This is a genomic window from Duganella sp. GW822-FHT06D06 (assembly GCF_058799615.1).
In genome coordinates this window covers 85104-105851 of record NZ_JBXALQ010000021.1, presented here as the reverse complement: position 1 = coordinate 105851, position 20748 = coordinate 85104, and the positions used below count along the sequence as shown (strand labels likewise).

General features: G+C 65.0%; 20 protein-coding genes and 3 pseudogenes. 18 read left to right on the top strand and 5 right to left on the bottom strand.

From position 1 onward, the window contains the following. Nucleotides 1-58: 58 nt before the first annotated feature. The 5 genes and pseudogenes from AC1RMD_RS27600 to AC1RMD_RS27580 all read left to right on the top strand — a co-directional run. Nucleotides 59-241, top strand: a pseudogene (locus AC1RMD_RS27600) (Arm DNA-binding domain-containing protein); the annotation flags it as partial. Nucleotides 242-245: 4 nt separating this feature from the next. Next, nucleotides 246-503 (top strand): annotated as a pseudogene (locus AC1RMD_RS27595) (phage integrase central domain-containing protein); the annotation flags it as partial. Further along, nucleotides 409-969 (top strand): tyrosine-type recombinase/integrase, encoded by a 561-nt coding sequence (locus tag AC1RMD_RS27590; protein ID WP_492931480.1) that lies wholly within the window; start codon nucleotides 409-411, stop codon nucleotides 967-969. The pseudogene AC1RMD_RS27595 and the gene AC1RMD_RS27590, both read left to right, overlap by 95 nt. Beyond that, complete coding sequence (locus AC1RMD_RS27585; RefSeq protein ID WP_492931484.1) at nucleotides 872-1174, top strand: hypothetical protein; 303 nt, start codon at nucleotides 872-874, stop codon at nucleotides 1172-1174. Before AC1RMD_RS27590 ends, AC1RMD_RS27585 begins: the two co-directional genes overlap by 98 nt. After that, nucleotides 1155-1244: pseudogene (locus tag AC1RMD_RS27580) on the top strand (DUF4172 domain-containing protein); the annotation flags it as partial. The gene AC1RMD_RS27585 and the pseudogene AC1RMD_RS27580, both read left to right, overlap by 20 nt. 89 nt (nucleotides 1245-1333) lie before the next feature. Here AC1RMD_RS27580 and AC1RMD_RS27575 read toward each other — a convergent pair. The 3 genes from AC1RMD_RS27575 to AC1RMD_RS27565 all read right to left on the bottom strand — a co-directional run bounded on the left by AC1RMD_RS27575 (nucleotide 1334) and on the right by AC1RMD_RS27565 (nucleotide 6735). Further along, on the bottom strand, nucleotides 1334-2641 hold the full coding sequence (locus AC1RMD_RS27575) for an aminotransferase class V-fold PLP-dependent enzyme (RefSeq protein WP_492931432.1): 1308 nt from the start codon (nucleotides 2639-2641) through the stop codon (nucleotides 1334-1336). Further along, nucleotides 2638-5040 carry a TonB-dependent receptor plug domain-containing protein gene (locus tag AC1RMD_RS27570; protein WP_492931430.1) on the bottom strand — a complete coding sequence of 801 codons (2403 nt, stop codon included), beginning with the start codon at nucleotides 5038-5040 and terminating at the stop codon, nucleotides 2638-2640. The genes AC1RMD_RS27575 and AC1RMD_RS27570 overlap by 4 nt, the downstream gene beginning before the upstream one ends. Nucleotides 5041-5439: 399 nt before the next feature. Beyond that, the gene (locus tag AC1RMD_RS27565) at nucleotides 5440-6735 is read right to left on the bottom strand and encodes a sigma-54 interaction domain-containing protein (RefSeq protein WP_492931428.1); all 1296 of its coding nucleotides are present in this window, start codon (nucleotides 6733-6735) and stop codon (nucleotides 5440-5442) included. Nucleotides 6736-6916: 181 nt separating this feature from the next. On the opposite strand from AC1RMD_RS27565, the gene AC1RMD_RS27560 reads away from it, so the two are divergent. The 12 genes from AC1RMD_RS27560 (at nucleotide 6917) to AC1RMD_RS27505 (ending at nucleotide 19032) form a co-directional block, all read left to right on the top strand. Next, complete coding sequence (locus AC1RMD_RS27560) at nucleotides 6917-7792, top strand: MBL fold metallo-hydrolase (RefSeq protein ID WP_492931426.1); 876 nt, start codon at nucleotides 6917-6919, stop codon at nucleotides 7790-7792. 28 nt (nucleotides 7793-7820) lie between these two features. After that, a complete protein-coding gene (locus tag AC1RMD_RS27555; RefSeq protein WP_492931424.1) occupies nucleotides 7821-9485 on the top strand; it encodes a bifunctional protein tyrosine phosphatase family protein/NAD(P)/FAD-dependent oxidoreductase in 1665 nt (554 codons plus the stop codon). A 17-nt stretch (nucleotides 9486-9502) separates the two neighbouring features. Further along, nucleotides 9503-10297, top strand: coding sequence for a sulfite exporter TauE/SafE family protein (locus AC1RMD_RS27550; RefSeq protein ID WP_492931422.1), 795 nt, complete (start codon nucleotides 9503-9505; stop codon nucleotides 10295-10297). A gap of 89 nt (nucleotides 10298-10386) precedes the next feature. Continuing rightward, on the top strand, nucleotides 10387-10578 hold the full coding sequence (locus AC1RMD_RS27545; RefSeq protein WP_492931420.1) for a YgaP family membrane protein: 192 nt from the start codon (nucleotides 10387-10389) through the stop codon (nucleotides 10576-10578). Nucleotides 10579-10598: 20 nt separating this feature from the next. After that, nucleotides 10599-10955, top strand: coding sequence for a carboxymuconolactone decarboxylase family protein (locus AC1RMD_RS27540; RefSeq protein WP_492931418.1), 357 nt, complete (start codon nucleotides 10599-10601; stop codon nucleotides 10953-10955). A gap of 173 nt (nucleotides 10956-11128) precedes the next feature. Continuing rightward, nucleotides 11129-12040, top strand: a complete 912-nt coding sequence (locus AC1RMD_RS27535) for an alcohol dehydrogenase catalytic domain-containing protein (protein ID WP_492931416.1) — start codon at nucleotides 11129-11131, stop codon at nucleotides 12038-12040. 128 nt (nucleotides 12041-12168) lie between these two features. Continuing rightward, on the top strand, nucleotides 12169-12327 hold the full coding sequence (locus tag AC1RMD_RS27530; RefSeq protein ID WP_492931414.1) for a hypothetical protein: 159 nt from the start codon (nucleotides 12169-12171) through the stop codon (nucleotides 12325-12327). A 62-nt stretch (nucleotides 12328-12389) separates the two neighbouring features. Then, nucleotides 12390-13289: a sulfurtransferase gene (locus tag AC1RMD_RS27525; RefSeq protein ID WP_492931412.1), complete on the top strand. Its 900-nt coding sequence runs from the start codon at nucleotides 12390-12392 to the stop codon at nucleotides 13287-13289. Nucleotides 13290-13504: 215 nt separating this feature from the next. Then, nucleotides 13505-14776, top strand: a complete 1272-nt coding sequence (locus tag AC1RMD_RS27520) for a dicarboxylate/amino acid:cation symporter (protein ID WP_492931410.1) — start codon at nucleotides 13505-13507, stop codon at nucleotides 14774-14776. A 22-nt stretch (nucleotides 14777-14798) separates the two neighbouring features. Beyond that, a complete protein-coding gene (locus tag AC1RMD_RS27515) occupies nucleotides 14799-15791 on the top strand; it encodes a porin (protein ID WP_492931408.1) in 993 nt (330 codons plus the stop codon). Nucleotides 15792-15829: 38 nt separating this feature from the next. Then, complete coding sequence (locus tag AC1RMD_RS27510) at nucleotides 15830-17704, top strand: sensor histidine kinase (RefSeq protein WP_492931406.1); 1875 nt, start codon at nucleotides 15830-15832, stop codon at nucleotides 17702-17704. Next, on the top strand, nucleotides 17701-19032 hold the full coding sequence (locus AC1RMD_RS27505) for a sigma-54-dependent transcriptional regulator (protein ID WP_492931405.1): 1332 nt from the start codon (nucleotides 17701-17703) through the stop codon (nucleotides 19030-19032). The genes AC1RMD_RS27510 and AC1RMD_RS27505 overlap by 4 nt, the downstream gene beginning before the upstream one ends. A gap of 3 nt (nucleotides 19033-19035) precedes the next feature. Here AC1RMD_RS27505 and map read toward each other — a convergent pair whose 3' ends face one another. Both map and AC1RMD_RS27495 read right to left on the bottom strand, forming a co-directional pair. Continuing rightward, nucleotides 19036-19803, bottom strand: coding sequence for a type I methionyl aminopeptidase (gene map, locus AC1RMD_RS27500; protein ID WP_492931403.1), 768 nt, complete (start codon nucleotides 19801-19803; stop codon nucleotides 19036-19038). Beyond that, a complete protein-coding gene (locus AC1RMD_RS27495) occupies nucleotides 19800-20012 on the bottom strand; it encodes a ParD-like family protein (RefSeq protein WP_116989873.1) in 213 nt (70 codons plus the stop codon). Before AC1RMD_RS27495 ends, map begins: the two co-directional genes overlap by 4 nt. Before the next feature lie 163 nt (nucleotides 20013-20175). Here AC1RMD_RS27495 and AC1RMD_RS27490 point away from each other — a divergent pair, with 163 nt between their 5' ends. Beyond that, entirely contained in the window at nucleotides 20176-20748 is a 573-nt protein-coding gene (locus AC1RMD_RS27490) for a type 1 glutamine amidotransferase family protein (RefSeq protein ID WP_492931401.1), read from the top strand.

Here is a 20748-nt window from a genome sequence, read left to right as displayed (position 1 = left end):
TTTATTGGTGCGTTCTCATAGGAGAAACGGCCTTTTTTCTGTCCAGTGACGTCCGCCGTTGTCCGCCCCAATCCAGTTTCGCTGGAGGGGTAGGCGGGCGGGCTACTATGCCGACGGCGGCGGCTTGCAGTTGCAGGTGTCCGCGACCGGCACGCAGAGCTGGGTATTCCGCTACCGGCGCGCCGGAAAACGCCACGAGATGGGACTAGGATCGTGCCAGATCGTGGGGCTTGCGCGCGCGCGCCATGCAGGCCGCCCAGCAAGCCAGGCGCATGACCTTCGACCAGTGCGCCGCCGGCTACATTCAGGCCCACGAGGGCGGCTGCCGCAATCCCAAGCATGTAGCGCAACGGAAAAGCACTCTGGCAACCTACGCGTCGCCGGTGATCGGCGCGCTGCCGGTGACCGATGTCGACACCGCCATGGTGGTCAAGGTACTCGCGCCGATCTGGAACACCAAAAACGAAACGGCGACCCGCCAGCGCGGACGCATCGAGAGCATCCTCGACTGGGCGACGGTCAGCAGCTTCCGGCAGGGCGAGAATCCGGCGCGCTGGCGCGAGACCTCCGCCTTCATGGTGGAGCTGCGCCGCCGAGAGGGGATCGCCGCGCGCCGTGGAGTTCGCCATCCTGACGGCGGCGCGGTCGGGCGAGGTGCGCGGCGCCAGTTGGGACGAGGTCGATCTGGAGGCCCGCCTATGGACCGTACCGGCGTCGCGGATGAAAGCGGGCACGGAGCGCAGGGTGCCGCTCTCGGACGCCGCCCTGGCGCTCCTGGGCGCCTTGCCGCACCAGTGCGCGTTGCTGTTCCCGGGGATGAAAGACCAGCCATTGTCCGATATGAGCCTGACTGACGGCTGTGCTGAGGCGTATGCGGCGCACCGGTATCACGATCCACGGCTTCCGCTCCACCTTCCGCGACTGGTGCGCCGAGGCGGCCGGCAACGCCTTTACGCGCGAGGTCTGTGAGCATGCGCTTGCCCACAGCCTGCCCGAACGGGTGGAGGCGGCCTATCGGCGCGGCGACCAGTTGGATAAGCGCATCCTGCTCATGCAGGCCTGGGCGGATGATTGCGGGCGGACGGCGCCGGGAAAATGGGACATGACTCCTTTTATTGTTCCAGCACGAGAACCGCCGATGGCTGGGAAATCGGGATGTCGTCAAGACCGCTGAAATTGAGGGGGAAAGACTCAATGTCGCATCGGTACGTTCGTCGCTCGCCGGCCGCGGCCCGGTGCCCATTTAGCGGCGGACGCCAATTCGCTTCTGACTAATGCGGTCGTTGGCCCCGGAGCGACGTAAGCCGCCCCGGGGCCCATAAAGACCCTTGAATCAGCTGGTGCGGGCAAGGTCGTGGAGTCCCTTCACCAGTCGCGCCATCTGCGCTTCTGATGTGAACACAGATGGCGTGACCCTTACGCAAGCTCCTGAAGCAAGTCCATCGCGGTGCACCGTGAACACGCCAGCGTCGTTCAGCAATCGTTTGGCGACGGCTACGTTGTCGGCCAGTGAGGTGCGGCCGGCTAAGCGGAACGAGGCGATGGCGCTGCTCAGACGCGGATCCGGAGAGGCCAGCAGCTCGATGCCGCTTATCCCGCGCGCCGGCTCCACCCACAGGTTGCGCAACCTGCGCAGGCGAGCTTGCTTGTTGGCGACGCCTATCCGTTCGTGCAAATCCAGGGCCGGCGGCAAGGCCAGGAATGCCGCGAAGTTGACGGTGCCCGTATGCAGCCGCAGGCGGATGTCGTCCCCATCGCCCGAGCCCAGCGCGGTGTCGATGTCTGGAACCCGGCCGCGCTTGATGTAAACCGCACCCACGCCCACCGGCGCACCGATCCATTTGTGCAGGTTGATGGCGGCGAAGTCGGCTTCCAAGTCAGGGATGCGCATGTCCAACTGGCCGAACCCGTGCGCCGTGTCGACGATGACGTCGATGCCGCGTTGGCGCGCCATGCGGCTGATTTCGGCCACCGGCAGCACCATGCCGTTGCGATGGTTGACGTGGGTGAGCAACATCAGCTTGAGGCGCGGCTGGGCGTCCATGGCTTGTCGATAGCGCTCGATCAACATGTCGTGCGTGGCCGGCTCCGGCATCGCGATGGCGACCGCCTTGATATTGCGTCGTCGCTGCAGGCCGCGCAAGGCGTCGATGCTGCAGTCGTAGTCGATGTCGGCATACAGCACCACATCGCCTTCACGCAGGCGGTTGTAGCCGCCGATCAAGGTCATCAGCGCTTCTGTGGCGCCGCGCGTGAGGACTATTTCATCGGGGTGCACGCCGAGCGCGGCGGCGGCGCGCTCGTGCGCCACCCTGAACTGGGCCGGAAAGCGCGTCCGGCCGTACCAGGCGTTGCCGCGGTTGACCTCGACGGTGTGCCGGGCGTATGTTTCCAGCACTGGCCGCGCCATGGAACCCCAGTAGCCGTTGTCGAGCAACACGACCTCATCGCTCATGTCGTACAGCCCGGCCACCTGCGACCAATAGCCTTCGTCTTTGGCGAGCGCATCGGGCGTCAGGCCGGGGGGCGGCGGCGGCGCGGCCGCCGCCGACACGGTTAGCGCCGCCAAGGCGCCGGCCGGTGCCCAGGGCAGCACGGTGGCAGCCCGCAACCAGCCCCGGCGTTGTTGATCAACCCTCAAAACTTCACCCGGTATTCGACGAACAGCTTGCGTCCGTCCGTGTCGTACGGCGCGTTACGGGAGTAGATCAAGCCGCGGCTGGCCTGGAACGTGGCTTCGTCCGGATACGAATTGAAAACGTTGTCCATGCCAAAGCGCAAGGAGTGCAGCTTGCTGATCTGGTAGGTGCCGGCCAGGTCGATGAAGCGCATGGCGGCGAAACGCTGGAACACGTCGCCGCTGGCGTTGCCGGTGCTGTCGGTCCAGGCGCCGTAATAGCGCAGGCGTGCCAGGCCACCCCATTTGCCGAGATCGTAGGTGCTGCTGAAGGTGGCCTTCTGGCGCGGCAGGCGCTGTTCAAAGATGGTGCGCTGCGTGGCGTTGGTGGCGACGCTGGAGTTGCCGCCATCGATCTCGGTGCTGTTGTAGTTGTAGGCGGTAGTCAGGTTCAGTTTGCCTTTTCCGAGGCGGCGCTGGTAACTGCCGACGATGTCGATGCCGCGTGTGCTGGTGTCGAAATCGTTGGTGAAATACGTGACCGAGCTGTAGCCGAGTGGATTGGCGACACCGGCGGGAATGGCGAGCGACGCAGAGGTGCTGAAGCGGTCCGTGACCTTGATGGAATATATGTCTACCGAACCGGAGAAGCCATGGTCGTTTTTCCAGGTGACGCCGAGCGACAGGTTTTTCGACTTCTCGGGCTTCAGCGGCTTGGCTCCCAGCAGCACCGCAAGCGGGGCGCTGTTGGCCAGGCGGCCGCTGGTGAAAATCTGCAAGGTCTTGGTGTCCAGGCCCTGGTTGGTGCTGCTGGTGTTGAGCTGGCCCGGGGTCGGCGCGCGGAATCCGGTCGAGAACGAGCTGCGTGCGGCGAAGCCCGGGGTGATGGCGTAACGGGCCGACAGCTTGCCATTGCTGGTGCTGCCGAATTCCGAGAAATGCTCGTAGCGGGCGGCGGCGCCCACGCTCAGGGCGCGGCTCAGTGGAGCTTCCACGTCCAGGTAGGCGGCGTACACGTTTTCGGTCCAGCGTCCTGCCTGGCGCGCGCTGAAGCCCGGTGCGCCGTTCGAATTGGCCTCCAGTCCGGTGGCCGCGCCCGCGCCCACCGCATACGAGGCCGGGTCGCCGGCGCTCACGCCGTAGGTTTCGTTGCGCCATTCTGCGCCGAAGGCCACGTTGACGGGCTCGGCCAATTCGGCGAGCCGCCATGCGTAATTGAAGTTGGCGTTGACGTTCTTTTCTTCCTGCGACAACTGGCCGAGGTAAAAGGCGGTCGGACTGGCGGGGCCGAGCGAGGCGTTGATCGAGTTCGACAAATAATAGTCGATGCGGTTGCGTCCGAACGAGCTGCCGATGTCCCAGCTGAAGTGGTCGTTGATGCTGCCGCGCAGGCCGGCCGCCAATTGCAGGTCGTTTTGCTTGTTGCGATATTGCGGGCTGAAGCCGGTCGGATAGATGCTGCGCAAGTTCCAGCCCGGGAAGATTTTGCTGGCCCCGAAAGCGCCGCTGGTGGTGTCTGGATTACGCCAGTTGAAGTCGGACGTGCCGTCGCTCAGCCCAAACAGGCCGTAGCTGTAGAGCACCAGATCATCGTTCAGCGCATATGTGCCGTTGTAGCCTGCGCGTTGATTGTCGAGTTCAGGCTGGCCCCAACGCTGCACCGGATTCGGCACGGACAAGTCCGGATGCGCGGCCTGAAAGGCGATGGCGTCGGGACGCTGGCGCGTGCGTGAGGTGGGATCGGACTGGGCCAACTCCGCGAACAGCACCAGGCGGCCGTTGTCGCCGAAGGCGAAGCCGCTGCGCGCGCTGAGCTCGTTGCTCCTGCCGTCGCCTTCCGAATACTGTGCATGGCGCGCCGAAATCTCGCTGCCGACGCTGTCGTCGAGAATGATGTTGATGACGCCGGCGATGGCGTCGGAGCCGTACTGCGCCGACGCACCGTCGCGCAGGACTTCGATGCGCTTAATGGCGCTGGCGGGAATTTGCGCCAGGTCGGCCGATTGCGCGCCGCGTGTGCCCAGCAGGGCGCTGCGATGGAAGCGCTTGCCGTTGACCAGAACCAGCGTCTGGTCCGGCGACAGGCCGCGTAGGGTGGCGGGACGGACGAATACCTGGCCGTCGGCCATCGGCAGGCGCTGCACCACGTAGGATGGCACCAGTTGGGCCAGTACGTCGTTGAGGTCGGTGGCCGCGACGGCGGCGATGTCCTGGCGGGTGAACACGTCCACCGGCGCCATGGTGTCGAACTGGGTGCGGTTTGCGCCACGGGTGCCGGTGACGATCACGGCGTTTTGCTGGGCCTGGTCCTGCGCGGCAGGCGGCGGGGTGGCAGTATCGGCGGCTTGCGCCTGGGCGTGTTGGAAAGCCTGCAGCGCGAGCAGCGCCACGGCGGCGGCGATTTGATGTGGGTGGAAATTCATCGGTGAGTTCTTTGCAAATGTAGGGCCATCAGCCACGGAATTTTGTGCAAGTGCAGGCGTCCCTGTATCTGCTTTGGAGAAAATCTCTTTTGAAAATTTGAACTATCTTCAATAACTAACAGTTCGTATCAACGGCGATATTCTATGCAATTCATGTTTCCTCAAGATGACACGAATTGGTTTATTTCAATGGAATATTGAGGACGGGGAGAGCGCCGGCAAGGTGCGCAGGCGAGCAGGGCGATGGCGGCGTTCGGCCTCCCGCGCATCGCAGGACGTGCCGTCTCGGACCCGCAGTGCCATGGAATTCAAGTGCAGTAAATGACTTGCGGTCACAAGCTGGTAGGCCGATCAACATGCCGTCGGGCAATGCGGGCCGCAGGCTTGCCAAAGGGGATATCAGGCGAGACCGGCCTGTTTGAGCCGGCGATACAAGGTGCGCTCGCTCATGCCCAAGGCGGCCGCCAGCGCTTTGCGCGAGCCGGCAAAGTTGCGCGCGAACTCGGCGAAACCTGCTTCATCCAATGGCGCTGCGCTGGGCGGCACGGCAGGTGCGACCAGGCCCAGGTGGGCCACCTTGATTTCGCCATCGTCGGCAAATAGCCGCGCGCGCTCAATGACGTTGCGCAGCTCCCGTATATTGCCGGGCCATGGATACCGGCCCAGCGCCGCCAGCGCCTCGGACGAGATGCGCTGGGTGGCATTGCCGCCACTGCGTTGCAGCAAGGACTCCACGAGCAGCGCAATGTCGCCGCTGCGCTCACGCAGTGGCGGCAGGCGCAACGGGAAGGCGGCGATCCGGTAGTACAGGTCCTGACGGAATTGGCCGTCGGCGACCATGCGTTCGAGCGGCTTGTGGGTCGCCGTCACCAGGCGGAAGTTGGTCTGCAGCGTTTCCAGTCCGCCGACGCGGCGATAGGTTCCCGATTCGATCAGCCGCAGCAACTTGACCTGCATGCTGAGCGGCACGTCGCCGATTTCATCGAGGAACAGGGTGCCGCCGTTTGCCGTTTCGGCCAGGCCGGCCTTGCGCGCCAGCGCGCCGGTGAACGCGCCTTTTTCGTAGCCGAACACTTCGCTCTCGAACAGCGTCTCGGTCAGTCCCGAGCAGTCCATGACCACGAAGGGCCCGCTGGCGCGCAAGCTGGTTTCGTGCAGGGCACGCGCGAACAGTTCTTTGCCGGTCCCCGATTCGCCCAGCAGCAGCACCGGCAATTCTGACTTCGCCACGCGCTGCAGTTCGCCCAGCGCGCGGTTGAACGCCGGCGACTGCCCGACCAGTCCCGCTCCACGGGCCCTGGCGGAGGCTTGGCGTACCGTCTGCAAGCGCTCGACGAAACCGATCACCCGGTGGCTGGCGTCGATGATCGGTCGCAATTCTACATCCACATGTTCCGGGCCGCGTGGCGTGTGGTGGATATGCAGCACGCGGTCGGGTGCCTTGGACGCCAGGGCGCTTTGCAGCGGGCAGTGTTCGCCGGCCTGGTCGCAGGGCACCGCAAATTGATGGGAGATCGCATAGCACTTGTGGCCCAGGTAAGGCTTGCCGGCCACGGCGAACTGGCGTTTGTAGGCGGTGTTGGCCGCCAGGATTTCATACGCCGTGTTCATCACGATCATCGGCGCGGTTTCGTGGTCCAGGTAGGAAATCAGTGCGCGCACTTCGGGCGCCTGGAGAAGATGGTGATCCGTCATAAGCGTTTTCCTCAAGGTGACTGCCAAACTGCCAATGGCAGTATGCCACTGCCACGCGTGGCTGTCACGCTGATATAGTGGATTGCGGGAAACCCCATAAAATCAGGTACTTGCGGTCGGCGCGCAGCTGGCACGGGTTTTGTATAGATCAGCAGGTGATCACACTGACAGGGAGTAGGAGATGGAACAACTGTACGTCGAAGGCTTGTTTGACGCCGTCACCAGCACGATCAGTTACATCGTCATGGACCGCCGGAGCCGCGCCTGCGCGCTGATTGACAGTGTGCTCGATTACGACCCCAAGTCGGGGCGCACCCACACCGGCAGCGCCGACCAGCTCATCGAGCGGGTGCGCGCCCTCGGCGCCGAAGTCGAATGGATACTGGAAACGCATGCCCACGCCGACCACCTGTCGGCCGCGCCCTATCTGAAGCAACACCTTGGCGGCCGCATCGCCATCGGCAGCCATATTCGCCAGGTGCAGGAGGTGTTCGGCAAGCTGTTCAATGCCGGGCCTGAGTTCGCCCACGACGGCAGCCAGTTCGACCACCTGTTCGAGGATGACGAGGTGTTTCATATCGGTATGCTCAAGGCGCATGCGATGCATACTCCGGGCCATACGCCGGCCTGTATGACCTATGTGGTCGAGGGGGGCGACACGCCGGCGGCGTTTGTCGGCGATACCTTGTTCATGCCGGATTACGGTAGCGCGCGCTGCGACTTCCCCGGTGGCGACCCGCGCGTCCTGTTCCGTTCGATCAATCGCGTGCTGAGCCTGCAGCCGGAAACGAAACTCTACATGTGCCACGACTACCGCCCCAACGGTCGTCCGCTGGCGTTTGTCACCACGGTGGCCGAGCAGCGCGCCGCCAACATCCATGTGCGCGACGGCATCAGCGAGGAAGAGTTCGTGGCCATGCGCACCGCCCGCGACGCCACCCTCGACATGCCGGTGCTGCTCATGCCGTCGGTCCAGGTGAATATGCGCGCCGGTCAGCTGCCGCCGGCCGAAGCCAACGGCGTGCGCTACCTGAAAATACCGCTGAACGCTGTTTGACGCTGCACCGGCGAACCAGGAGACCATTGTGAAAATGCAGCAGCTGACAGAGCAACTCTACATCGCGCCGCAGATCGGCCCGGGCGACATGGCCGATATTGCGGCGGCGGGCGTGCGCGCCATCATTTGCAACCGTCCGGACGGCGAGGGCGGCGATCAGCCGGGCTTCCGCGAAGTCGCCGCCGCGGCGGAACTTGCGGGGCTGGAAGCGCACTATCTGCCGGTGACGCCGGGGCCGGCGTCGGTGCAGCAGGCCGCCGAGTTCGACCGCCTGATGCAGGTGCTGCCCAAGCCAGTGCTGGCGTATTGCCGCAGCGGCATGCGCAGCGCGACATTGTGGGGCCTGGCCCATGCCGGCCGCCTGCCGCCCGAGCAGATCGTCAATCGCGCCGCCGCCTGTGGCTACGACCTGAACGCCCTGGTGCGGCGCCTGGCCGGCAGCGTCGATCCGTATGCGGTCAACGACGCCCGCCACCAGATCGTCATTGTCGGCGCCGGCGCCGCCGGCATCGCGGTGGCGGCCAGCCTGCTGGCGCGTGAGCCCGCGCTCGATATCGCCATCGTCGACCCGGCCGACGTGCACTATTACCAGCCGGGCTGGACCCTGGTCGGCGGCGGCGTCTTCGAGCCGGCGCAGACGGCCCGCGTCATGGGCGCGCTGATCCCGCGCGGCGTGCGCTGGATCAAGGCGGCCGTTGCCGGCTTCGTCCCCGCGCATAACGTGGTGCTGCTCGAAGGCTGCCGCACGGTGCGCTACGAACAACTGGTGGTGTGTCCCGGCCTGAAGCTGGACTGGGACGGCATTGCCGGCCTGAGCGACACGCTGGGCCGCCACGGCGTCACCTCCAACTACCGCTACGACCTGGCCGCCTACACATGGGAACTGGTGCGGCAGTTTCGCGGCGGCCAGGCCTTGTTCACCCAGCCGCCCATGCCGATCAAGTGCGCCGGTGCGCCACAGAAGGCGATGTATTTGTCCTGCGACAGATGGCGCCGCAACGGGGTGCTCGGGCAAGCCAAGGTCCGTTTCATGACGGCCGGCGCCGTGTTGTTTGGCGTCGCCGCTTACGTGCCGGCGTTGATGGACTACGTGCGGGCGTACGGCATAGAACTCAATTTCGGCCGTACCCTGGTCGCCGTTGACGGCCCGGCCCGGCTGGCCACCTTCCGCAGCACGACCCCGGAGGGCGGCTGCGTCACCGAGCAACTTCCATTTGACTTGTTGCACGTGGTGCCGCCGCAGATCGCGCCGGATTTCATCCGCGCCAGTCCGCTGGCCGATACGGCCGGCTGGATCGACGTCGATCAGGCGACCTTGCGCCACAAAATCCATCGCAATATCTTCGGCCTGGGCGACGCCGTCAATGCGCCCAATGCCAAGACGGCGGCGGCGGCGCGCAAGCAGGCGCCGGTGGTGGCGCATAACCTGCTGGTCAATCTGGGCGCCGGGGCGCGCGAGGCGCGCTATGACGGCTATGGTTCCTGTCCGTTGACGGTTGCGCGCGGCAAGATCGTGCTGGCGGAATTCACCTATGGCGGAAAGCTCGCGCCCAGCTTTCCGTCGTGGCTGCTCGACGGTACGCGGCCATCGCGCCTGGCCTGGCTGCTCAAGGAACGCCTGCTGCCGCCACTGTACTGGCAAGGCATGCTCAAGGGGCGCGAGTGGATGGCCCAGCCGGAACTGGTGGGCTAGGCGGAAAGGAGTCAAGCATGGGCGTGAGCCTGATACTCGGTGCCGCGGTCGGCATCATCATGGGCTTGACCGGGGCCGGTGGCGGTATTTTGGCCGTACCGTTGCTGGTGTTCGGGCTGCATATGACGGTTGCCAGCGCGGCGCCGATCGGACTGCTGGCGGTCGGCATCGCGGCCGCCATGGGCGCTGCGCATGGCCTGCGTGCCGGCGTCGTGCGTTATCGCGCGGCGCTGTTGATCGCGCTCATCGGCATCGTCTGCAATCCGCTTGGCCTGTGGCTGGCGCTGCGGATGCCGGTGCGCTACCTGACCATGCTGTTCGCCGTGGTGCTGATCGGGGTCGCCGCGAAAGGTGCGCGCGAGGTATGGCTGACTGGCCGGCAGGTCCGCCACGCCAGCGCATATCCTTGCCGTCTCGATAGCGGCAGCGGCAGGCTGGACTGGAACCTGCGTTGCGCCACCCGGCTTTCCCTGATGGGCGCCGGCGCCGGCATGTTGTCCGGCCTGCTCGGGGTCGGTGGCGGTTTTGTCATCGTTCCCGCGTTGCAACACTTTTCGGATCTGGCCATGCGATCCATTGTTGCCACCTCGCTGGCGGTGATTGCGCTGATTTCGCTGGTCAGCGTCGCCGGCAGCATCCACGGCGGGCATTTCGACGTGGCGCAGGGCATCCCGTTCGCCGCCGGCGCCACGGCGGGGATGTTGTTGGCCGGGAGGTTTTCGGCCAGCTTGAAACCGGAATATCTGAAACTGGCGTTTTCCCTGATATGTCTGGCAGTGGCGTGCGGCTTGCTTGGGAAGACGTTGATGTGAGGTAAGAGCGTGTGCTTGCCTGGCGGCGCGGGGACTGGCCGCCTGGATTTAATTTGTGCAGTAAAACCGTATCCTTGAGGAGAGTAATCATGAACGCAAACGTGGGAAATATTGACCGGGCCATTCGCATCGCAATCGGACTGGCGCTGATCGGCGCGGTGCTGGCCGGGGTCATCGGCGCCTGGGGTTGGCTCGGCGTCGTGCCGCTGGCCACCGGCCTGTTCCGTTTCTGTCCGGCGTATTTGCCGTTCGGCATCCGCACTTGTGCGGCCAAAAAATGAGCACCGGTGGAGGAGTGGCGATGACGAACAAAGGAAACGGCTATCTGGAGCTGACGCAGTCGGTGTCGAAACAACTGGCAACGTTGCGCGAGGACTTGCCGGATGTGATGAAAGGCTTTGGCGATCTGGCCCGGGCGGCGACCCGCGACGGTGCGCTCGACCGCAAGACCAAGGAGCTGATCGCGCTGGCGCTGGGCGTCGCCGCCCATTGCGACGCCTGCATCGGTTTTCATGTGCAGGCATTGGTGCGGCTTGGGACCAGCAAGGCCGAACTTGAGGAGGCGCTCGGCATGGCCATCTACATGGGGGGCGGTCCGTCGGCGATGTATAGCGCCAATGCGCTGGCGGCGTACGCGGAATTTACGACCGGGGAATGACGTCCGCAAGAGACGCTATCCGGTAGGGCGGGGTTTTTCATGTCTGCGCTGGGGAGGGGCGTATCTCCGCCTTTCTTGATTTGCATCAAATCACGTTACTGACAGGACTGAAGTTCGTCGCTACAGTCGTCTGGTGCTAACGCTAGGGCGATGCCATGACGCCGGACGGGCAAATGCTGGCCATGCTGCTTGAGTGGCCAGGGCAGCCGCTGCGCGCCACGCGCATGCCTATCCCCGTGCCCGATGGGCAGCAACTGCTGTTGCGCGTCAGTGCCTGTGGCGTATGCCGCCTGCACATCGTTGATGGCGACCTGGCGCCGCACAGGTCGCCGCTGATACCCGGCCATGCGGTGGTCGGCTCTGTGCAGCGATGTGGCCGTGAAGTGCGCGGCTATGCGGCTGGCGCTGGCCGCGTTGCGTTCCGGCGCCGTCGGCGGCGGCGCCGTGGTGGTGCCCTGAGTCCTTACCTTTCGAAAGCCGCGCCGATGAACCCACGCATTCAGGAATTGCTCGACCGTATCCGCCAGATCGAAGAGGAACTGGAGCGCGAGGTCAAGCGCCGCCGCGGTGAGCTGAATGCCGACTTTGAACAGCGGCGCGTGTTCTTTGCCCGCGAGATCAGGCAACAGCAGCGGCGCTTCAAGACCGGCCTGCTCACGTATCTGCTGCATGCCGAATGGCGTCACCTGGTCTCGGCGCCGTTTGTGTATGCGGTGATCATACCGTTGCTGCTGCTGGACCTGTTCGTCAGCCTGTATCAGCGGGTCTGCTTTCCGCTATACCGGATCGCGCGGGTGCGCCGGCGCGACTACCTGGTCTACGACCGCGGCGCCCTGGCGTATTTGAATCTGCTGGAAAAACTCAACTGTCTGTACTGCTCCTACGCCAACGGCCTGGTGGCCTATGTGCGCGAAGTCGTCGCCCGTACCGAGCAGTATTGGTGTCCGATCAAGCACGCCCGCCGCACGCTGCAGCCGCACGAGCGCTATCACGGCTTCGTCGACTATGGCAACGCCGCGGCCTATCGCGCCGAATTGCAGGCCCTGCGCGCCGAACTGGCCGCGCTCGATCCGGAATCTCGCTGAGTCGGCTGCCGCCGGCGTCTGGCGTGGAAAGCGGCAATCCCCTACAAGGGAATGATGGAATCGCCGATGGCGCGCGTGCTTGCCCCGAACAATACTGTCGGTGAACATCCTTTATCGAGGGGAATATCATGGAAAACAAGTTCACCGCGCCGCGCCATGGCCATTCTGGCCCGTCGTCCCCAAGTCGTAACTCGCCGCGGGCGAGCGCGCCCAGCCCGGAACGCATTCGCGAAATGCTGGGCTGGCGGATGTTGCAACAAACACCGGGCGCTTACCGGGCCGGGTGAGGGGCCGGTGTGGCGATCACGTAAAATAGCGGCCCTTACATGTACGCAGCGCCGCTCCCCCCATGATTGCCTCCGATATCGCCCCCGACTTCCGCCCGGACCTGGTCCGCTGGCGCCAGCTCGTCACGCCCGCATGGTTGGCGGCGCTGACGGCGGGCGCCGAGGTGGACGCGCCGCCGGCGCCGGGCTGGCGCCTGTTCGACGTCGGCTGTGGTGGGAGCGCGCTGTTCGAGCAAGCCCATATTCCGGGCGCCGCCTACCTCGATACCTGCGACATCGAGCAGCAACCCCTATGGAACAAGGTGTCCGACCAGGCCCTGCTGGCGCTGCTGCTGGCGCGCGGCGTACGCCACGACACCACCGTCATCCTCTACGGCCGCAACAACCTGGCCGCCGCCCGGCTGGCGCATCTGCTGCTGTACGCCGGCGTGGCCGACGTGCGCCTGCTCGACGGCGGTTACGCGCGCTGGCTGGCCGGCGGCCATCCTTGCGCGCGCGGACCTTCGATGGCCTGCATCGCCGCGCCTGACTTCGGCAGCGCCTTCCCCGCGCATCCCGAATACCTGGCCGGCACCGCCGAGGTGCGGGCCTTGCTGGACGGCGGCGACGGCGTGCTGGCCAGCATCCGCACCAGGGCCGAATTCCTGGGCCAGGTCTCCGGCTACAGCTACATCGCCGCCGGCGACATCCCCGGCGCGCGCTGGGGCCGGGCCGGCGAGGATGGCGACGTCAACAGCATGAGCGCCTACCACCGCGCCGACGGCAGCATGAAGCCGGCGGCGGACATCGTCGCGCCATGGGCCGAGCACGGCATCGGGCACGGCACGCCGACCACCTTCTACTGCGGCACCGGCTGGCGCGCCTCGATGGCCTTCTTCTATGCCTGGCTGATGGGCTGGCCCGAGATCAGCGTCTACGACGGCGGCTGGTTCGAGTGGAGCCAGACCCCGCCATCGGCCTGAGCGTCGTCCAACTTTCCATACAAAGCCCTCTCCGGGCGTTTGGATTTCGGGACGCTTGCCGCGCCCCGTTGAATGTTTCCAAAATGAATTATATTTAGAATCAAGGACTTGCTTCCGAATTTATGTCTGTCAAAGGCTGGCACAGCCATTGCTAAGTAGCCCACACCCGCCGGCGCATGCTGAGCGGTGATGACAACAAAAACTGGAGAAGACAAGTGAAAAAGAAACGCCCCTTAACGCTCTACATCCTGATCGCCATGGTACTCGGCGTGCTGGTCGGCTACGCCTGCCACTACACCTTCCCTGACAAGGCACTCAGCGCCGACATCGCCAGCCACATCTCGATCGTCACCGACGTGTTCCTCCGTCTGATCAAGATGATCATTTCGCTGCTGGTGTTCTCCACGCTGGCGGTCGGCATTGCCCACATGGGCGACGCCCAGGCGGCGAGCCGGGTCGGCATCAAGGCCATGGGCTGGTTCGTGATCGCGTCGCTGGTGTCGCTGACCTTGGGCATGGTGCTGTCGAACTTCATGCAGCTGGGTTCCAACCTGGGCCTGCCGCTGCCGGCGATCGACGCCGCCACCGGCCTGAAAACCTCGGCCTTCACGCTGAAGGACTTCGTCAGCCACATGGTGCCGAAGTCGCCGATCGAGGCGATGGCCAACAACGAGATCCTGCAAGTGCTGGTGTTCGCCATCTTCTTCGGCAGCGCGCTGAGCGCCATGGGTGAAGCCGGCGCCAAGCTGACCGCCGTGATCGACCAGCTGGCCCAGGTGATGTTGCGCATCACCGGCGCCATCATGAACCTGGCCCCGCTGGCCGTGTTCGCCGCGATGGCCTCGGTCATCACCACCAACGGCCTGGGCATCCTGGCCACCTTCGCCAAATTCATGGGCGGCTTCTACCTGGGCCTGGTGTGCCTGTGGGCGCTGCTGATCCTGGGCGGCTTCGCCTTCATCGGCAAGCGCGTGTTCCGCCTGATGGTGCTGATCCGCGAACCTTTCCTGCTGGCGTTCTCGACCGCGAGCTCGGAAGCGGCCTATCCCAAACTGCTGGTGGCGCTGGACCAGTTCGGCGTGCAGCGCAAGATTTCCAGCTTCGTGCTGCCGATGGGCTATTCCTTCAACCTGGACGGCTCGATGATGTACTGCACCTTCGCCGTGCTGTTCATCACCCAGGCCTACGGCATCGACCTGTCGCTGGGCACCCAGATCACCATGCTGCTGTTGCTGATGGTGACCTCCAAGGGCATCGCCGGCGTGCCGCGCGCCTCGCTGGTGGTGATCGCCGCCACGCTGAACCAGTTCCATATTCCGGAAGCGGGCCTGCTGCTGCTGATGGGCATCGACCAGTTCCTGGACATGGGCCGCTCCGCCACCAACGCGGTCGGCAACGCCGTCGCGACCGCCGTGGTCGCCAAGTGGGAAGGTGCGTTGAACGAAGAAGTGGAACAACCTGTCGTCGCCACGATGCGTGCGGCTTGAAATAATTAGGGGAGACTGAACGATGCAAAAGCATGTCATGAGCGCGTTGGCGCTGGGATTGGTGTCGGCGGTAGCGCAAGCGCAATCGAGCGTGACCGTGTATGGCGTGGCCGACGCCGGCCTGGTGCTGGAGCGCGGCGGCGCCGCCGGCAACACGCAAAACATCAGCAGCGGCGTGGGCTCCGGCTCGCGCATCGGCTTCAAGGGCAAGGAAGACCTGGGCGGCGGCCTGGCCGCCGGCTTCGTGCTGGAAAACGGCTTTACCATCGACACCGGCGCCGCCGGGCAGGGCGGCCTGCTGTTCGGCCGCCAGGCCTATGTCTGCCTGTCAGGCAAGGCCGGTTCAGTCAGCATGGGGCGCCAGTACATGCCGTACTACAAGGCCCTGCGCGATGTGGCCGATCCCTTCGTCACCGGTTTCGCCGGCAATGCGCAGAACCTGTTCTTCCCCAGCACCCGGGTCGACAACTCGGTCGAGTACATCACGCCGCGCTATCGAGGCTTCTCGGCCGACGTGATGTACGGCTTCGGCGAGACGGCCGGCGACAGCGCCAAGAACCGCAGCATCGGCGGCTCCGCCAGCTACGACAACGGTCCGCTGAGCCTGGTGCTGGCGCACCATCAGCGCGACAACGCGCTGGCCACCGCGCACACCCGCTACACCATGCTGGCCGGCCGCTACCGCGTCGACGGCGTGACCGGCCACGCGGCCTACTCGCGCAACCGGGATCTGCTCGGCAACACCAGCCGCGATGCGTTGCTGGGCGTGAGCGTGGCGGTGGGCGCGGGCAAGTTGCTGGCGTCCTACATCGACCATCGCGACGATTCGATCGCGCACCAGCGTTCGCGCCAGGCGGCGATCGGCTATCTGCATCCGCTGTCGGTGCGTACCGACCTGTACACTGCATATGGCCGCATCATCAACCGCAACGGCGCCAATTTCCATGTCGGCACGGCAACCGACAGCGGCGCCGGCACCAGCGGATTCAACCTCGGCGTGCGCCATGTGTTTTAATGTGAGCGGATGAAACTACAATAACAACAGGGGAGTTTATGGCAGCAGCAGCGCAGACCGATTTGCCGTCACGGCCGGCCCGCCGGCTGTTGCGCCGGATCGCGCCGTGGGTGCTGGTGCTGCTGTGCTGCCTGGCGGTGGCGGTGCTGGCCTGGCGCTGGACCGAGAACGCCGCCACCGAAAAGCTGCGCCTGGCCGGTGCGCAGCGGCTCGACAGCTATGCCGTCAGCCTGGAGAACCTGCTGTCCAAATATGACTTCCTGCCCGGCACGCTGGAGCTCAACAAGGACGTCATCGCCCTGCTGCAACGGCCGGCCGATGAAACCCTGCGCGCCGAGGTCAACGCCTACCTGGAGCAGGTCAACCGCCTGTCCCGCTCCACCACCATCTACATCGTCAACCTGCAAGGCCTGACCCAGGCCTCCAGCAACTGGCGCCAGCCGGACAGCTTCGTCGGCGACAACGTCGCCTTCCGTCCCTACGTGCGCGATGCGCTGCGGCGCACGCCGGGCGGCTTCTACGGCGTCGGCACCACCCGCGGCGAGCCGGGCTACTTCTTCGCGCACGGCATTTATCACAACGGCCGCATGCTGGGCGTGGCCACCGTCAAGGTCAACATCGAGACGCTGGAAAACGGCTGGGTGCAGGGCGCCGACAAGGTGATGCTGACCGATGCGCACGGGGTCGTCTTCCTCAGCTCGGTGCAGGACTGGAAATACCGCACGCTGGCGCCGCTGGCGCCGGAGGTGTTGCAGGAGCTGGAAGTATCGCGCCAGTATTTCTCGCACGCCTTGCTGCCGCTGGGCATGCGCGAACTGCGCAAGCTCGACAGCGGCGCCGCGATCGTCGTCACGCCGTCGCCGGCCGGCCATCCGCGCATGCTGAGCCAGACCCGTTCGCTGGCGCCGCGCAAGTGGCAGTTCGTCTACCTGTCCGACCTGGCGCCGGCCGAGGCCAGCGCCCGCAACGCCTTCATCTTCACGCTGCTGTCGGAGGCACTGCTGCTGATGCTGGTGCTGTACGCCCGCCAGCGCCGCCGGCTGGGACGGCAACGCCAGCGCGCGCGCGTGGATTTGCAGCGCGCCTACGACCATCTGGAAACCATGGTGGCCGAGCGCACCGCCAGCCTGCAGCAGATGACGCACAACCTGAGCGAGGAAAACGTCGTGCGCCGCCAGGCCGAGCAAAAGCTGCGGCAGGCGCAGAGCGAGCTGGTCCAGGCGGGCAAGATGGCGGTGCTGGGGCAGATGTCGGCCGGCATCACGCACGAATTGAACCAGCCGCTGACGGCGCTGCGCACCATGTCCGACAACGCCCGCGTGCTGATCGAGCGCGGCCGCCTGGACGAAGCCAAGGACAACCTGGCCACCATCTCGGAACTGGTCGGTCGCATGGGCGCGCTGACCGGCCAGTTGCGCCAGTTCGCGCGCAAGTCCGACGCCAGCCTCAGGCCGGTGCCGGTGGCGGCCGCGATCACCGCCGCGCTGTTCCTGGTGGAGCGGCGGGTGGAGCAGGAGCGGGTCAACTTCCGCATGTCGATGCTGAGCCAGGACGTGTACGCGCTGTGCGACAGCAACCGGCTGGAGCAGGTGCTGGTCAACCTGTTCACCAATGCGCTCGACGCGATGGCCGGCCGCGACATGCGCCAGCTCACCGTCAGCGTGACCCGCACTTTCAACAAAGCGCTGATCGCCGTCTCGGACACGGGGCCGGGCATACCGGAATCGGTCCGCAGTCATTTATTCGAACCATTTTTCACAACAAAACCGCAAGGGCAGGGCCTCGGCCTTGGACTGGCGATATCCGAGCAGATCATCCGCGAGTTTGGCGGCCAGCTACTGGCCGAATCCACAACCGCGGGCGGCGCCCGGTTTATCATTGAGTTGCCCATTGCGGAGCAGGAGACAGCATGAAAGTATTATTGATTGAAGACGACGCCACCGTGCGCGCCGGCAGTGCCCAGGCGCTGGACCTGGCGGGCATCGAGGTGCAAGCCTTTCACACCGCCGAGCAGGCGCTGGCCCTGATCACCCCCGGCTTCGACGGCGTGGTGGTGAGCGACGTGCGCCTGCCCGGCATGAGCGGCCTGGAATTCATGGCCGCCGTCAAAGCCATCGACGCGCAGCTGCCGGTGGTGCTGGTGACCGGCCACGGCGACATCACCATGGCCGTCGGCGCCATGCGCGACGGCGCCTACGACTTCATCGCCAAGCCGTATTCGTCGGAGCAGTTGACCGACGTGGTGCAGCGCGCGATGGAAACCCGGCGGCTGGTGCTGGAAGTGGCCGCGCTGCGCCACCGCATCGAACACGGCGAAGGCATCGAAGCGACGCTGCTGGGCGATTCGGCCGCGATGCGCGACCTGCGCCGCCTGATCCTGGACCTGGCCGACGAACCGGCCGATGTGCTGATCTACGGCGAGACCGGGACCGGCAAGGAGATGGTGGCGCGCTGCCTGCACCAGTTCAGCCGCCGCCACCAGCGCAATTTCGTCGCGCTCAATTGCGGCGCGATCCCGGAGACCATCTTCGAGAGCGAAGTATTCGGCCACGAGTCGGGCTCCTTCACCGGCGCCGGCAAGCGCCAGATCGGCAAGATCGAACACGCGGACGGCGGTTCGCTGTTCCTCGACGAGATCGAAAGCCTGCCGATGGCGCTGCAAGTGAAGATGCTGCGCGTGCTGCAGGAGCGCTATGTGGAGCGGCTCGGTTCCAACAGCCCGGTGCCGGTGGACGTGCGGGTGATCGCGGCGGCCAAGGTCGACCTGAAGGAATGGTCGGACCAGCAGAAGTTCCGCAGCGATCTGTACTATCGCCTGAACCTGATCGTGCTGAACCTGCCGCCGCTGCGCGAGCGGCGCGAAGACATCCCGCTGCTGTTCGAGCACTTCCTGCTAGGTGCCGCCGCGCGCTACAAGCGCAGCGCGCCGCCGGTGCCGGGACCGCTGATGCAGGCGCTGATGGCGCACGACTGGCCGGGCAATGTGCGCGAGCTGCGCAACATCGCCGAACGCTTCGTGCTGGGCTTGTCGAGCGGCGCCGACGGCCTGCTGTCGGCGCGCAGCATGGCGCCGCTGCCGCTGGCCGATCAGGTGGGCTGCTTCGAGCGCGCCGTCATCGAACAGGAATTGCGCCGGGCCAGCGGCAGCGTCACCGAAGTGAGCACCGCGCTGGGCGTGCCGAAGCAAACGCTGTACTACAAAATGCAGAAGTACACGCTGACGCCGGACGATTATAAGTAGGCCTTAGTTCAACGAGCTTTCGCCGGGGCGCAGCGTCAAGACCTGGACCCCGTTGCGTGTCACGGCCACCGTATGTTCGAACTGCGCGGACAATTTGCCGTCTGTCGTCACGACCGTCCAGCCATCGTCCTCGGTGTGCACGGCGCGGCCACCCTGGTTCAGCATAGGCTCGATGGTGAACACCATGCCTTCCCGCAGTACCAGGCCGGTTTTGGGCTTGCCCCAATGGAGTACTTGCGGCGGTTCGTGCATCTCGCGGCCTATGCCATGTCCGCAGTATTCCCTGACGACCGAATAGCCGCTGCGCCGGGCGTGACGTTGGATCGCATGGCCGACGTCACCCAGCCTGGCGCCCGGGCGGACACTGTTGATTCCCATCCACATGGCTTCATACGTCGCCTGCACCAGCCGCTTGGCCAATGGCGGCACATCGCCGACCAGATAGGTTTTGCTGGAATCGGCGATGTAGCCGTTCTTCTCCAACGTGATATCGAAGTTCACGATATCGCCGCTCTGTAGGATTTCGGTCGCGGAAGGAACGCCGTGGCACACCACGCTGTTGCGGGAGGAGTTCAGCGCATAGGCATAGCCATACTGGCCCTTGCTGGCTGGCCGCGCATTGAGTTCATTGACGATGAAGCGGTCGACCAGATCGTTGACCTGCATGGTGGACATGCCGATCAGGTCCAACTGGTCCAGGCGGCCGAATACACTGGCCAGCAGCTTGCCCGATTCCGCCATCAATGCGATTTCCTCCGGGCGTTTGGTCATGTCGCCACGCTCCGGCCAACCTGCGTCTCGACCCCCGCAGCCCGGAGCTCGCGCGCAATGATCTCGTTGAAAGTCAACGTAGGATTCATTTCGCTCAACATGCCCATCTTGATCCAGAAGGCCGCTTGCGCGTTGATGGACCTGCATACGACCGCACTCGCTTTGCGGATCTGGTCGTGCAGGTCCTCGTCGATGTTCACAATGCCCATTTTTAATCCTTATATACGAAACGTATATGAAGTATATATTCGCATCGGCGTGAAGGTCAAGTATCGAGCTTGCTCAAGTCCGCACGATGGCCGGCCGGGGACTACTGACACAAATTGACAGGGGGTTCGGTTACGCTCTGGTTTTCCGACAAAGGACGCCCCCATGAAACGCTCCATCACCATACTCACAGAAGATTTTTCCGATTGGGAAACCGCCCTGATCAATTCAGCCGCGCGCGCCTACTACGGCTTCGACACGCGCTTCGCCAGCCCCGATGGCAATCCGGTCACCTCGTCCGGCGGGATGAAGGTCACACCGCAGCTGGCGATCGACGCCATCGAGCTCGACGGGCTGGACCTGCTGATCGTCTGTGGCGGGACCATCTGGCAGACCGACCGGGCGCCCGAGATCAGCGCGCTGCTGGCCGCCGCCCACCACCGTAACGTCGTCGTTGCCGGCATCTGCGACGGCACCCTGGCGTTGGCGCGTGCGGGCGTGCTGGATCATGTCCGCCATACATCCAACTCGGCGCAGAACCTGTCGCAACTGAATTATGCCGGTGCCGCTCACTACCAGGACGTGCCCTATGCCGTTGCCGATCAACGCGTGGTCACGGCGCCTGGCAGCGCGCCGGTCAGCTTTATGGCGGAAATTTTTGGCGCCGTGGGAATCGACGATGACAACCTGAAGGCCTACCTGGCGATGCACGCGGCTGAGCACAGCCGGGCCGGCTAG